The sequence below is a fragment of the Rhodococcus sp. MS13 genome (assembly GCF_013277835.1).
Classification (GTDB): Bacteria; Actinomycetota; Actinomycetes; order Mycobacteriales; family Mycobacteriaceae; genus Rhodococcus_F; species Rhodococcus_F erythropolis.
In genome coordinates, this window is record NZ_VBTL01000013.1 from 116,470 (window position 1) to 130,243 (window position 13,774).

Sequence of the window (13,774 nt, forward strand, 5' to 3'; positions counted from 1 at the left end):
AACCGTTGCGGCGGGACGACAATCAATTCCTTCGACGACCATAGTGAACTGGGATGACCATGGTCAGGATAGATTCTGATGACTAGCACTGCAGATCCCTTGCAGTGGCCAACACGCTCCGGGGCGAAGTCACACCACCGGTCACCAGTGCGTTCCGGGCACGAGCCGGGCGGCGCGTCGGCCGAGTTTGCGGATGCGTGAGCGTGAATGGCGCTGACGCGACGGTGTTGCCGAAACGTCTGACGGAGTTTCTTTGTCTACCTGCCCCTTTGCCGCCGGGGAGTCTGGGAAGGCCTGGTACATCTGGTTGAGAATCCGGTCCTTGGTGTGCGGTGCGAACAAGGTTCCCAGATCACCCAGAGTGCCCAGTGGCACGTCGATGCGCTTGGGGCGTTCGATCAGCGCGCGGATCACCATTGCCGCAGCCTTTTCCGGGCTGGTGATCGGGCCGTTGTTGTATTCGCCGGTCGGAGCGATCATCGGCGTTTCGACCAGCGGCATGTGGATGGTCGTGAAAGTGATTCCGTCCGCCAGGGTTTCGGAGGCAGCTACGTCGGAGAAACCGTCGAGCGCGGCCTTGCTCGCCACGTAGGCCGAGAATCTAGGCGTTGCCGCCTGGACTCCCGCGCTGCTGATGTTCACGATGTGACCGAAGCGGCGAGAACGCATGGTGGGCAACAATGCGAGCACCAATCGCACAGCGCCGAAGTAGTTCACGGCCATTGTTCGTTCGTAGTCGTGGAAACGATCCGTGGAATGGTAAATGCCGCGCCGAATGGATCGGCCGGCGTTGTTGACCAACATGTCCACGTGATCATGTTCTGTCAGAATGCTTTTGATCGTATGCTGGACCGACTCGTCGTCGGTGATGTCGCAGGGATAGCCGAACGCTTTGCCTCCGGTTGATCGAATCTCCTGTACCGCGGCATCGAGTTCGTCGGTGCGGCGTGCGATCAGGAGAACTGTGGCGCCTTTCTGGGCGGCGGCGATGGCAGAGGCCTTCCCGATTCCGGACGAGCCACCGGTGATCAGGACTATCCGACCGACAAGTGGTCCTTCGGGATGGTTGCGACGTGCGCGATTGGGATCGAGGTTTGCGCGCCAGTACTTCCACAAGACCGTCGAGTAGGAGCCGAACTCGGGGACCGTCAGGCCTGATCCGGCGAGGGCGGCAACGGTTCTCTCGGAGGTGAAGGTCGGCGCCATCGTCATGTTGTCGAGCAACGCCGCAGGCATGCCGATGCGATCGAGGAAGACTTTTCGTGCCGATTCTGCCGAGTCCATCGGCAATGGCGAGACAAAGGGTTTGGCGATCACGCCCGGCAGGCTGAGCGCGGGCCGCGGTGCTCCGGCGGCCTTGGCGAGGCCGGCATAGATTTCGCGTACCGGTTGAGGTTTCGGATTGACGAGATGGAATGCTTCGCCGTCACGGCCGGGCACATGCATCAACTCGACGAGGGCAGCGGCCACATAATCGACCGGCACCACGTTGGTTGCCCCGAGGTTGGGGATCGGGACAGGTAGTGCTGCAGGTAGTTTCGCGAGTAGCGCCAGACCTGGGAACAAGTAATACGGTCCGTCGATCTTGTCCATCTCTCCGGTGACGGAGTTGCCGACCACGGCAGACGGCCGATAAACACGCCAGGTGAGGCCTTCTCGTTCTCGAACGAGCTTCTCGGCCTCGAACTTGGTTCGGTGGTACGGCGTCGGAAAGCCTTGGCCGCAATCGAAATCGGTCTCGCTGAACGTGCCCGGATAGTCGCCTGCGACTGCGACCGATGACACGTGATGAAGGGTGGCTCCCAGTTTCGCAGCAAGTTCGACCACGGAGCGTGTGCCCTCGACATTCGTCGAAGCCTGCTCGTCTCCGGCCGTGATGTCGTAGATCGCGCCGAGGTGAAGGACATGGTCGGCCGGCGGGGGAGAGTCGATGCCCAGCTCGGGCTCGGTCAGATCGCCAACGAGCGGATGCACTCGATCGCCGCCGGGAATTGCCGACACCTGTGCTTCGAGTTTTGCGACAGAACCCGCTCTGACCAGCACGTGGATCTGAGCAGTTTCATCATGCTCGAGCAGGAGCGGTAGTACAGCTCGTCCGAGGAACCCGGTACCGCCAGTGACGATGTATGTGGCCATGGTCGGTAACTTACTCCAAAGTAAGATCGACGGCTAGAGGGAACCGGACATCAGTGCGTCATGACGCCATCCTCGGTGTCGAAGTCGATGCCCGCAGTGATGATTCCGGAAAACAGGAACGCGACGGCAAGTGCAAGAGCGGGGATTGCAAGGATCCATTCGAAAATTGTCATGCTCCAAGTTTGACGAAATCAGCTTCGGAGAACATCGCCCTGCGGAGCGATTTCCCTGATCGGGCAGTCATCCTCGAGGACGACTGCCCGATCAGGGAAATCCACTAGTGCGTGATCAGTGGCCCGAAATCAGTGGCCGATGCCGACCTTCGCGTGAACTTTTTTCATCCAGGCCGGAGCCCACCAGTTCGCTTCGCCCATCAACTTCACCAGCGAGGGCACGAGCAACATGCGGATGATGGTCGCGTCGACGATCAGCGCGACGATCATGCCGACGCCCAGGAACTTCATCACCGACAACCCGGACATCGCGAATGCCCCCGTCACCACGATCAGGAGTAGGGCGGCGGCCGTCACGATTCGGCCGGTGCGTTCGGTTCCGAACTTGACTGCTTCCTCCGTCGTCGCTCCCGCGTTCTTGGCCTCGACCATCCGGGACATCAGGAAAACCTCGTAGTCCGTGGACAATCCGAACACCACCGCCAGGATGAGCACGACGAACGTCGCCTCCAGCGGAGTTTGACTGACCCCGAGGAGTTCGACGCCGTGACCGTCCTGGAAGACGAAGGTGAGGACACCGAAGGTGGTCGCGAGGCTCAGCGCGGCCATCAGTACCGCCTTGATGGGCAGGACCACCGAACCGAACGCGAGGAACAACAGGATCAAGGTCGATCCGACCATGATGAGGATCATCACCGGCAACCAGTGCAGGACGGCGTTGTTGCCGTCGTCGACCATGGCTTGACCGCCACCGACAAGCAGCACTGTTCCGTCAGGAGCGGAGATCGCACGCAGATCTGTCACTGCGGTGCTCTGTGATTGGGGTGTAGAGCCCTCGCTGTAGAGAGCCTGAACCGCGATGAGTTGATTGGTGCTCGCGACGACGGTCGCCTGACCGATGCCCTCGACCTGACCGGCGGACTCGGCGATCGCTGCACCTTCGGCCGGGGTGAGAGTGTTCCCGTCCTCGGCCTGAAGGATCATCGTCGCGCCGTTGCCGGTCTGCGGGAAGTCGTTGACCAACGTGTCCATTGCGACGCGAGCGGGGTCGTTGTCCGGGAGTGCGGTGTACGAGAGTTCTCCCAAACGGGCACCGAGCAGCGGCGAGGCCATCACGAGCAGCACGGCCACGATCGTCACCGAGACCGCGACCGGACGCTTCATCACCCACGTGACGACGCGGCCCCAGAACTTGCGCGAGCGTTCCTCGCCGCGTTGCGCCGCATCCTTGCGCCACGTCAGGGCGTTGATGCGATGCCCCAGAATGGCAAGCAGCGCAGGCACAGCGGTCAGCGACAGAACTGCCGCGCTCAGTACTGCTGCGATCGCACCGAAACCCAAAGACCGGATGACGGCCTGCGGGAAAACGAGCATGCCGCTGAACGCGCAGATCAGCAGCAGACCCGAGAACATGACGGTGCGACCCGCGGTCAGAACTGTCCGCTGCGCAGCCGCTCCCGGGTCCGAGCCCGAATTCAGTTCTTCACGGAACCGACCGACCACGAACAGTCCGTAGTCGATTGCAAGTCCCAACCCGAGAAGAGAAGCGACGTTGATCGAGAACGAGGACACATCGGTGATCAACGTGAGGATTCGCAGAACCGCCAAGGCGCTCAAGACACTGAGTACACCCACGAATACCGGAACCGCCGCAGCGACGATGCCGCCGAAGATGAAGACCAACAGCACCAGAGTGATCGGAATGGCGATGGCTTCGGCGACCACCAGGTCTTTCTCGAGCTTGGTGTTGAAGGCAACGCCGACGACGGTATTGCCCGCGAATTGTGCCTCGGCACCTTCAACTTCGAGCTTCGGCAAGAGATCGGCGAAAGTGGCCGGTGTGACGCCCGAGTCCGGTGCCAACGTGATCGCAACGGCCGCCATGGATCCGTCGTTCGAGAGTAGGCTGGCCTTGGCCGCGGCGTCTGTTCCCCAATACGACTTCACCGACGCGGTCGGCACTTCCGTTTTGAACTGGTCGACGGCGGCCGTTACTGCCGGCCCGATGTCGTCGAGGGTCTTACCGTCGGTGGGTGAGTAGATCGCGATGATGTCCGGGGTCTGCGGCCCGAGATTGTCTTCGATGATGTCCGCAACCTTCGCGGAGTCGCTGCCCGGATCGATGAAGCCGCCCTGGCTGAGCTTGCCGAACACTCCGAGTCCCCACACCCCACTGATGAGAACTATCAGAACCGCGAGGCTCAGTACCCACCATTTCCGGGCGACGACGGTTTGGGCCCAGCGTGTCATGTATCAACTCCGGTGTGTGGGGGCGTCTGGCCAGATCGACTGTAGTGGGCGTTTGGTCTTGAATCGGAAACGTCATGCATACTGCTCGAAGCACTTGCAAGCCACGCGTGTGGGGGAAGCCGGTCCGAATCCGGCGCTGACCCGCAACGGTAGGTCGATTCTCGGTAGTCACCGAGCGTCGGCAAGCCCGATTACCCACCGCGCGGTGTGCGACATCCATTCGTCGTGGTCTACGAAAAGGAAGTCCAGCAGGAGCTCTGGCCGAGTATCAGTGTGCGGGCGGAGTTGTCTGTCGGATTCTCATTCGTGGCTCAGAGCCCTTACGAGGTCCCCGTGTCACTTCAGTTCTCCCCGTCCCGCGCCGCCGCTGTTCTCATCGCGGTCGCCTTGGTTTCGGCAGGTTGTTCCAAAGGCCAGGAATCAGAGTCCGCGTCTGCTGCGGAATCCTTCGCACAGCCTGTGTCCGTGACCAACTGCGATCGAGAGATGACCTTCGACTCGCCGCCGCAGCGCATCGTGTCTTTGAACGGGCATGTCACCGAGGCGCTCATCGAAATCGGTGCGGGTGACCGGATCGTCGGTCGGGCGTACAGCGACAACCCGCCAACTGCCGAGACCGCCGATGTATTCAACAAGATTCCCAGCCTCTCCGATACGTTCCCCAGCATGGAGCAGGTTCTCGACGTCGACCCGGACTTCGTGGTCGGAGGAATGACCAGTGCCTTCAACGAGAAGCAAGGCCGTTCCCGAGACGCCTTCGGCGAGCGCGGAATCAACACCTTCTTGTTCTCCGAATACTGTGGCACCGGCTTCCCCGACATCGGATTGCTCGAGAACGACTACACGCAACTCGGTCGAGTCCTGGGCGTTGAAGATTCCGCCCGCGAGGTCGCAGAGGAGATCAGCGATGGTCTCGATTCCGTCCGCGCTTCGGTCGGGGACGCGGCGCCGGTACCGACCTTCTTCTACGACAGTGGTGACCAGGTTCCGACGACTATCGGCGGAGTCGGCGTCGGTCAATTGGTCGCGGAATACTCCGGTGTCTCGAACATCTTCGCCGAAGGGACAAAGCCCTACATCGACGCATCGTGGGAAGCTGTTGCCGAGCGTGCACCCCAGGCGATCGTGGTCATCGACTACGGCGACAAGACGGCCGAGCAGAAGATCGACTTCCTCCGTGCCCAGCCGTTGATGGCGACCACCCCTGCTGTGCAGCAGAACCGGTTCGTCGTGGTTCCTCTCGCTGACCTGTTCGAGAGTTCACGGTTGGTGCGTTCGGCACAGACCATCGCAACAGCCTTCCATCCGGGCGCTGACGCGGCGAAGTGACCCGCACGCGTTACGGGTACGGCGCCCTGCTTGTCGCCTTGTTGGTCGCCTTGGCGATCGTACTGGGGTTGGCTGTCTCCTTCGGATCGGTTCGCATCCCCGTCGGTGACGTCTGGGCGATAGTCGGAGCCCGTTTGGCACCAGGGACTTTCGAGACGTGGTGGACCGCGGCGCGGGAGTCGATCGTGATCGATTCTCGCCTACCGCGCGCCCTGACGGCTGCGGTGGTGGGTGCGTCCTTGGCGATGTCGGGTGCCGTTGCTCAGGCTGTCACACGGAATCCTCTTGCCGACCCGTATCTGCTCGGAGTTTCGTCGGGTGCGGGATTCATGGTGGTGCTCGTGTCGGTGCTGGGTTTCGGCGCCGGCCTCCTCGGGGTTTTCACGATTCCGGTCGCAGCATTCGTCGGGGCGATGATCCCGTTGTTTCTCGCACTGCTGATCGGCGGCCGGTATCCGCAGCCGACCGCGATCATTTTGGTGGGTGTAGCGCTCGCCCAGATATTCTCGGCGCTCATCACCTTTTGCATCCTGGTGTTGGCCGATGATCGGCACGTGACGTCGGTGATGCACTGGATTGCCGGCGGATTCGGTGATGCGCGATGGTCGACGCTGATCTTCCCGACGATCACGCTGGTCGTCGTCGGTACCGCCCTTCTGTTCAGTTCGCGGTGGATGGACGTCTTGCAGACCGGTGACGACGGGGCTGCTGCCCTCGGTATGAACGTCCGACGGTTCCGTGTGTTGTCCTTGCTTGCGGTCTCCGTACTGGCGGGCGCGGCAGTCAGCGTTGCCGGTGGAATCGGATTCATCGGCCTCCTGATCCCACATCTGGCCGGTTTCATCGTCGGCACCAGAGCAATTCGACTGCTCCCTGCCGCAGCCCTTCTGGGCGCCGTCGCGATGGTTGCCGCGGATACCGCTGCGCGCTCGGTGGCACAATCCACCGAAGTTCCGGTCGGAGTGATCACCGCCCTCGTGGGTGCACCGATCTTCGTCTGGATGCTCTACCGGCAGTATCGGAGGCTCGAACAGTGACGCAGACCAGAACAGTGACACAGGCCAGAACAGAGACACTCCCGAAGGACGCCGAAGCTGCGCCTCTGCTCGAACTCGTCGAGACCCGGGCGCGGCTTGGCAACCGCGAAGTCCTGCGCGGCATCACTTTCGCGGTGACGTCCGGTGAAATATTGGGCTTGGTCGGACCCAACGGCAGTGGCAAGACGACGGCGCTGCGCTGCTGCTACAACGCTTTGACTCCGACAGGTGGCGCAGTTCTGATCGATCAAGCCGACTCGACGACGCTCTCGCGTAAGGACATCGCCAAAACCATCTCGGCGAGCGTCCAGGAACCTACTGTCTCGGCAGGACTTTCGGTTCGTGAATCGATCGCGCTCGGACGAACTCCGCACCGTAGCTGGTTGGACCGAAGCACTGAGCGAGATACCGCCATCGTGGACCGGTGCATCGAGCAGGTTGGTCTGGTCGAGCTTGCCGGACGCGACGTGTCCACCCTGTCGGGTGGTGAGCGGCAACGTGTCTCGATAGCGCGCGCATTGGCTCAGGAGCCCAAGGTTCTGTTGTTGGACGAGCCGACCAATCATCTCGATCTTCGTCACCAGTTGATCGTGATGGAATTGCTCGCCGAACTTGCGTCGGCGGGGCTCGCGGTTGTGGTCACGATGCACGATCTACGGTTGGCAGTCGAGTATTGCGACAACCTTGCCGTGCTCACCGAAGGTGAACTCCGCGCGTGTGGGTCTACGGTCGAGGTGTTGGACGAGCCGTTGTTGGCCGAGGTTTTCGGCATCAAGGCGCGAGTCGAACGCGGAGTACGTCCGCGGATGGAGATATTGGGGCTGGCATGACGGAATCGGTAGCCGGGATCTACGCCCGTATGGCAGTAGCGGTGCCGTTCTTCGACAACCTGAGCGCGTATCCGGATACGGTGCCCGCGGTGTTGATGACCGACCCCCAGTGGTTGGCAGCACGTGTCGCCGATACGGCCGAGCGATGGGGGAGTTCGGACAACCGAGTGAACGGCACGTTGTGGTGGTACTCGGCCAGTTCCACGCTGACTGGCATTCCGATCGGAACCGGAATGGTGACCGGGTTCGCGGCCGATCCATCGTTGGACGGTGGGCGGATCTTCTTGCGTGACAACGGCTATCTGGGAGGGTTTGCTGCCGGGTCGGTCATTCCGATCTCGCGGAGTGTGGCGGAGTTGGGCCACGCGATGTTCCGCTCACTCAGTCCCGTGATCGAGGTACTCGCCGAGGTGTCCGGCGTTCGGCAGCAGGCGCTGTGGGCGATCGCGACGGACTCCATCGCCAATCGCAGCCTCGACGCCGCCGCTAGCGCGAGGGAGCGCGGAAGTGTATTTGCTGCCGGCCTGATCGATGTTCTCCGCGGTGAGAACCCGGGCATTCCGGTTCCGCGTTTCGTCGATGTCGACCGCAATGAAAGTGTTGTGCGCGTTTCTAATCCGTTGACACCGGTGGCATCCGGGCGACGCAGATTCACGCAGCGCGCGTCGTGCTGCCTGATTTACGAGGTGCCCGGTGAAGGTAAGTGCACCAGTTGCCCGAAGCGCGCACCCGAAGATCGGGTGCGCGCCTTGGCTGCTCTGGTGTGACTGGACCCAGGCCTTTACCGGGTCGGGTGTTGTCAGGTCAGTGAGCTGCGACCTTGGAACGGTCGAGTCCCAGCGCATCGGTCATCGTGAAGAACAGATCGGTCTGGTCCGTGAGGCCGCTGACATTGGCCGCGTGCGGGCCGAAAGCTGCTACGCGCAACTGAGTTCCGGTATGCCCTTCGGATTCGACGGCCGGATCTTCGGACGTTCCGTAGCTGATCGTCATCTCCGAGCCGTCCTTCGTGGTCAGCTTGCGGGTCAGACCGGGGTAGACGATTTCCTGGGCGCGCTCGACCGGGATGTTCTGGTCCTTGGCGATGGTGGCGATGTCGTCTGCGCTGACGTTGGTGACGATCTGGCTGGTGTGAGCGTGGTCGGCTGTGACGATGACCAGGGTTTCTCCGTCGGTCTTCGCAAATTCGAGTGCCTTCTGCACAGCTTCGTCGAGGTCGACGGTTTCACCGATCTGACCGCACGCGTTGGCTGCGTGGTCTTGCTTGTCGATCGAGGCACCTTCGACCTGGAGGAAGAATCCGTTGTCGTTGACCTTCAGTAGATCGATCGCCTTCTGCGTCATGTCCGCGAGCTTCGGTACGTCGGAGGTTCGCTTGGGATTGTCGACGCAGGTTTCGGCGGGCTGCAGGTAACCGTCGCGGGTGGCGACAGAGCCTTCCCAGCGGACGGGCATGTTGCCGTCGGCGAACAGTCCGAGCACGGGTGCGTCCTGATCGGCCTTGCCGACCTCGTTCATCTCGGCGGCATTCTTCACCAGCTGGTAGCCACGAGCGGCAGCTTGCTCGTTGAGGGTCTTGCCCTGCCAGTCACCGGCTTTCGCGGTTTCAGCGAAGGACTTGGCGCCGCCGGCAAAGGTGACGTCGGCGCGGGTGTCGAGGAGCTGTTCGCTGATCGATCCCTTGCCGCCGTTCTCGATGGCGTTCTCCGGGCAGGACTTGGACGTCGCCTCGGGTCCGTAGCACTTGCGGCCGCTCACGTGCGCGACCTGCACTGCGGGGGTGGCATCCTGCACCTCGGCGGTGGAGACGTTGCCGGTGGCCTTGCCGTTCGCCTTGGCGATCTCGAGGACGGTCGACTGGGCCTGCCCCTTGATGTCGACGGAAATCGCGCCGTTGTAGGTCTTGGTGCCGGTGGACCATGCCGATCCACTGGCAGCGGAGTCGGTGACGTAGTCGGGCTTGCCGTCCTTGGTCAGTGCGTAGTGCGTGTACTGGCCGGTGATCGGCAGGGCGTCGAGGCCGGCGAAGCTGCCAGCAGCACCCTCGGCGTAGTTGCGCGCGGCGGTGATCTCCGAGTCGCCCATGCCGTCCCCGATCAGGAGGATGACGTTCTTCGCGCCGGAAGCGTTGACGGCGTCACGCACTGCAGCCGACTGATCACCGTCGATGCGGCGAGCACCACCGTTCGAGGACAGTTCGCCGGTCGCGGCGCGATCGACGGTCGTGCCGTTGGAGCCTGTTGCCTCGTCGGCACTGCTGCTGCAGCCGGCAGCGGCCAGAACGGCGACGGCGCCGGCGACGGCCGTCAACCTACGTGTGTTGCGCGAGAACGACATACGAGTAGTACTCCTGGAAACAGTATGGATGGAGATTATGAACGCCGCTAATGATCTGGGGCCAAAGTGAACGGAGTGCAGACATGCGTACATCTGAATGTGACTAGACGGTGAGGGTTGAGATTCGCTCTGTTGACTGCGGGTGAGTGACCTGTCAGACTGAATCTGCATCGAACATCAGTTCGATGCATGTGGTGCGTCTTCCCTTTCGGCATCCTCGAGCAGTCGGTCGTCCCGTGACGGCCGGCTCGATCAGGTGCGAGGTCAGTGTGGGTTGGGGAAATGGGCCGCCGACGTGGTCCGAGATGGAACGGGTGCTGTCCGGACGGCCAGGCCGCGTGGAACACGAGGATTTGTTCCCGGGCGACGGAAGTGACAGTCCCGCCTGGTCACGAAAGCGCGGCGAGTATCACGCAGGCGAACTCACTCGTGGCACCGGCGTGGTTCCTTACGCAGAACTGCACGCTCACTCGGCCTTCAGCTTCCTCGACGGCGCATCACCGCCGGAAGAGCTGGTCGAGGAAGCTGTGCGTCTCGGGCTCGAGGCGATTGCCGTCACCGATCACGACGGGTTCTACGGCGTGGTGAGGTTTGCGGAGGCTGCGCGTGAATGGGGAATGCGGACCGTGTTCGGGGCCGAGTTGTCGCTCGATTCGGTACCCAGAACCGGGACGGCAGATCCCGGTGGAACGCATCTTCTGGTACTTGCCCGTGGGCAGGAAGGATATCGCCGTCTTTCGCGGGAGATAGCCGCCGCACATCTGGCGGGCGGTGAGAAGGGCAAACTGCAGTACAACTACGACGCGCTGACCGAAGCCGCCGGTGGGCACTGGCAGATCCTGACCGGGTGCCGCAAAGGTCATGTGCGGCAAGCCTTGACGTCGGGTGGTCGCGAAGCCGCGGCGGAGGCCTTGCAGGATCTGGTCGAGCGTTTCGGGGCGGAGCGAGTGTCGGTGGAGCTCACTCATCATGGGTTGGCGGAGGACGACGAGCGCAATGCCGTTCTGGCAGAACTGGCGAGAGAACGTGGACTACGTACGGTGGCGACCACCGCCGCACACTTCGCCGCTCCTCCGCGTCGACGCCTCGCCATGGCAATGGCAGCTGTGCGGGCGCGTCAAAGCTTGGATGAGGCAGCTGGATGGTTGGCTCCGACCGGCGGAGCACACCTGCGGTCCGGCGCGGAGATGGCGACGCTGTTCTCGCTCTATCCCGAGGCTGTCAGTGGTGCCGCCGATCTTGGTCGTGAGTGCGCTTTCGATCTCAAGCTCATCGCGCCCAAATTGCCACCGTTCGACGTTCCTGCCGGGCATACCGAGGCGTCGTGGTTGCGTGAGCTGACCATGGTCGGGGCGCTGGAACGCTACGGACCCCCGGAAGGTGCACCGAAGGCATACAAACAGCTCGAACATGAACTTGCCATCATCGAGGGATTGAACTTTCCCGGATACTTCCTGGTCGTGCATGACATCGTGTCGTTCTGCAAGAACAACGACATCCTCTGTCAGGGAAGGGGTTCCGCTGCGAACTCTGCGGTGTGTTACGCGATCGGCATCACCAACGTCGATCCGGTTCGCAACAAATTGCTGTTCGAGCGGTTTCTTGCGCCCGAGCGCGACGGCCCACCGGATATCGACGTGGACATCGAGTCGGATCGCCGGGAAGAGGCGATCCAGCACGTGTACGCGAAATACGGGCGTACGTATGCCGCGCAGGTAGCCAATGTCATTACCTATCGAGGAAAGTCGTCGGTGCGGGACATGGCCCGCGCGCTTGGCTTTTCGCAGGGCCAGCAAGATGCGTGGAGTAAGCAGGTCGGCCGGTGGGGTGGTATCGACAAGAATGCGGATACCGATATTCCGCGTCCGGTACTCGAACTGGCGGCGCAGATCGAAGGCTATCCACGGCACCTCGGTATCCACTCCGGCGGAATGGTCATCTGTGATCGTCCCATCGCCGACGTTTGCCCGGTGGAGTGGGCGCGGATGGCCAATCGCAGTGTCCTGCAGTGGGACAAGGACGATTGTGCTGCCGCTGGGTTGGTCAAGTTCGATCTACTCGGGCTCGGCATGCTCTCGGCTTTGCATTACATGATGGATCTGGTGGCCGAACACAAAGGCATCACAGTCGATTTGGCGCAACTCGATCTGTCGGAAACAGCGGTGTACGAGATGTTGCAGCGGGCAGATTCGGTAGGGGTGTTCCAAGTGGAATCACGTGCGCAGATGGCGACACTGCCGCGTCTGAAGCCTCGAAATTTCTACGACCTGGTGGTCGAAGTCGCGCTCATCCGTCCCGGGCCGATTCAAGGCGGATCAGTCCATCCGTACATCCGCCGGCGCAACAAACTCGAACCTGTGTCCTATGACCATCCGTCGCTCGAGAAGGCACTCGAACGCACATTGGGGGTTCCGTTGTTTCAGGAACAGTTGATGCAGATGGCCGTCGACGTTGCGGGTTTCACGCCGTCCGAGGCCGATCAATTGCGTCGGGCAATGGGATCGAAACGTTCCACCGAGAAGATGGAGCAACTGCGAGCGAGGCTGTACCAGGGCATGCGAGACCTACATGGCATCGGCGACGAGGTTGCCGACCGAATCTACGAAAAGCTGTACGCATTCGCTAATTTCGGTTTTCCGGAAAGTCATTCACAGAGTTTTGCCGCACTGGTCTTCTACTCCTCGTGGTTCAAGCTTCATCACCCCGCCGCGTTCTGTGCCGGGCTTCTGCGAGCGCAGCCGATGGGTTTCTACTCACCACAGTCCCTGGTCGCCGATGCGCGCCGGCACGGAGTGCAGGTACACGGAGCAGACATCAATGTCAGCCTCGCGCATGCCACCGTCGAGGCAGGTGGATTCGAGGTTCGGCTGGGACTGGGGGAAGTGCGCAACATCGGCGATGCGCTCGCCGAGAAAATTGTCGAACAGCGCGACCTCGGTGGACCGTTCACGTCGTTTCTCGATCTGACCGGTCGGGTGGAACTGACTACCGCGCAAGCTGAATCGTTGGCGACTGCCGGCGCGCTTGCCAGCTTCGGCATCTCGCGTAGAGAAGCGCTGTGGGCTGCGGGCGCTGCGGCAGGGGAGCGTCCGGACCGCTTGCCCGGTATCGGTGCGTCGGTCACAGCTCCCACCCTTCCCGGCATGAGCGACGTCGAATTGGCGGCAGCGGATGTCTGGGCGACAGGAGTATCTCCCGACACGTATCCGACACAGTTTCTTCGCCCACAGCTCGACGCGCTCGGCGTGGTGCCGGCTTCGAGGCTGCTCGACATCCCGGACGGCGACCGTGTGCTGGTAGGGGGAGCGGTCACACACCGGCAGCGTCCGGCCACAGCTGCGGGCGTCACGTTCATCAACCTCGAAGACGAAACCGGCATGGTCAATGTCGTGTGTTCGGTGGGGTTGTGGGCAAAGTACCGAAAACTGGCAAATACGGCGCCGGCGTTGCTTATTCGAGGAAAGGTGCAAAATGCGGAAGGCGCTGTCACTGTCGTGGCAGACCGGATGCAGCTGATGGATCTGCGAGTCACAGCCAAGTCGCGAGACTTTCGCTAATGCCCGATTCTGCTCGGAGTTTTGTGCCGAGAGGACAAATGTGGAGCTCAACTCTGACCTCCGAGCATATGGCGCGGGTCACAATCCCTGCCTAGGGTTGTCGCTTGAGCGGCCATCGAATCGCC

9 protein-coding genes and 1 riboswitch are annotated in these 13,774 nt (G+C 61.9%); of the genes, 5 read left to right on the forward strand and 4 right to left on the reverse strand.

The genetic code is table 11. The features are described from left to right. Nucleotides 1-141: 141 nt before the first annotated feature. From FEZ59_RS26260 to FEZ59_RS26265, 3 genes are all read right to left on the reverse strand, one after another. Nucleotides 142-2,136 carry an SDR family oxidoreductase gene (locus FEZ59_RS26260; protein WP_172933418.1) on the reverse strand — a complete coding sequence of 665 codons (1,995 nt, stop codon included), beginning with the start codon at nucleotides 2,134-2,136 and terminating at the stop codon, nucleotides 142-144. Nucleotides 2,137-2,186: 50 nt separating this feature from the next. Continuing rightward, on the reverse strand, nucleotides 2,187-2,309 hold the full coding sequence (locus FEZ59_RS30340) for a hypothetical protein (protein ID WP_019747629.1): 123 nt from the start codon (nucleotides 2,307-2,309) through the stop codon (nucleotides 2,187-2,189). 129 nt (nucleotides 2,310-2,438) lie between these two features. Then, the gene (locus tag FEZ59_RS26265) at nucleotides 2,439-4,559 is read right to left on the reverse strand and encodes an MMPL family transporter (RefSeq protein ID WP_020906965.1); all 2,121 of its coding nucleotides are present in this window, start codon (nucleotides 4,557-4,559) and stop codon (nucleotides 2,439-2,441) included. A 71-nt stretch (nucleotides 4,560-4,630) separates the two neighbouring features. Next, nucleotides 4,631-4,777: riboswitch (cobalamin riboswitch) on the forward strand. A gap of 115 nt (nucleotides 4,778-4,892) precedes the next feature. On the opposite strand from FEZ59_RS26265, the gene FEZ59_RS26270 reads away from it, so the two are divergent. Genes FEZ59_RS26270 through FEZ59_RS26285 form a run of 4 tightly spaced genes read left to right on the forward strand, consistent with a single transcriptional unit; the run spans nucleotide 4,893 to nucleotide 8,522 of the window. Continuing rightward, nucleotides 4,893-5,888 (forward strand): ABC transporter substrate-binding protein, encoded by a 996-nt coding sequence (locus FEZ59_RS26270; RefSeq protein WP_029254958.1) that lies wholly within the window; start codon nucleotides 4,893-4,895, stop codon nucleotides 5,886-5,888. Continuing rightward, the gene (locus tag FEZ59_RS26275) at nucleotides 5,885-6,925 is read left to right on the forward strand and encodes an iron chelate uptake ABC transporter family permease subunit (protein ID WP_172933419.1); all 1,041 of its coding nucleotides are present in this window, start codon (nucleotides 5,885-5,887) and stop codon (nucleotides 6,923-6,925) included. Before FEZ59_RS26270 ends, FEZ59_RS26275 begins: the two co-directional genes overlap by 4 nt. Then, a complete protein-coding gene (locus FEZ59_RS26280) occupies nucleotides 6,922-7,755 on the forward strand; it encodes an ABC transporter ATP-binding protein (protein WP_020969107.1) in 834 nt (277 codons plus the stop codon). Before FEZ59_RS26275 ends, FEZ59_RS26280 begins: the two co-directional genes overlap by 4 nt. Then, nucleotides 7,752-8,522, forward strand: coding sequence for a (2Fe-2S)-binding protein (locus FEZ59_RS26285; RefSeq protein ID WP_172933420.1), 771 nt, complete (start codon nucleotides 7,752-7,754; stop codon nucleotides 8,520-8,522). The genes FEZ59_RS26280 and FEZ59_RS26285 overlap by 4 nt, the downstream gene beginning before the upstream one ends. 37 nt (nucleotides 8,523-8,559) lie before the next feature. Here the strand turns inward: FEZ59_RS26285 and phoA are convergent, their stop codons facing one another. Further along, on the reverse strand, nucleotides 8,560-10,092 hold the full coding sequence (gene phoA, locus FEZ59_RS26290; protein ID WP_019747635.1) for an alkaline phosphatase: 1,533 nt from the start codon (nucleotides 10,090-10,092) through the stop codon (nucleotides 8,560-8,562). A gap of 269 nt (nucleotides 10,093-10,361) precedes the next feature. Between phoA and FEZ59_RS26295 the strand changes: the two genes are divergently transcribed. Further along, nucleotides 10,362-13,649: an error-prone DNA polymerase gene (locus FEZ59_RS26295; RefSeq protein WP_070386977.1), complete on the forward strand. Its 3,288-nt coding sequence runs from the start codon at nucleotides 10,362-10,364 to the stop codon at nucleotides 13,647-13,649. The last annotated feature ends 125 nt before the right edge of the window (nucleotides 13,650-13,774 follow it).

Bases quoted from the DNA above. Each gene is read 5' to 3' on its own strand.
- FEZ59_RS26260 (WP_172933418.1), bottom strand. From the start codon at position 2,136: ATGGCCACATACATCGTCACTGGCGGTACCGGGTTCCTCGGACGAGCT.
- FEZ59_RS30340 (WP_019747629.1), bottom strand. From the start codon at position 2,309: ATGACAATTTTCGAATGGATCCTTGCAATCCCCGCTCTTGCACTTGCC.
- FEZ59_RS26265 (WP_020906965.1), bottom strand. From the start codon at position 4,559: ATGACACGCTGGGCCCAAACCGTCGTCGCCCGGAAATGGTGGGTACTG.
- FEZ59_RS26285 (WP_172933420.1), top strand. From the start codon at position 7,752: ATGACGGAATCGGTAGCCGGGATCTACGCCCGTATGGCAGTAGCGGTG.
- phoA (WP_019747635.1), bottom strand. From the start codon at position 10,092: ATGTCGTTCTCGCGCAACACACGTAGGTTGACGGCCGTCGCCGGCGCC.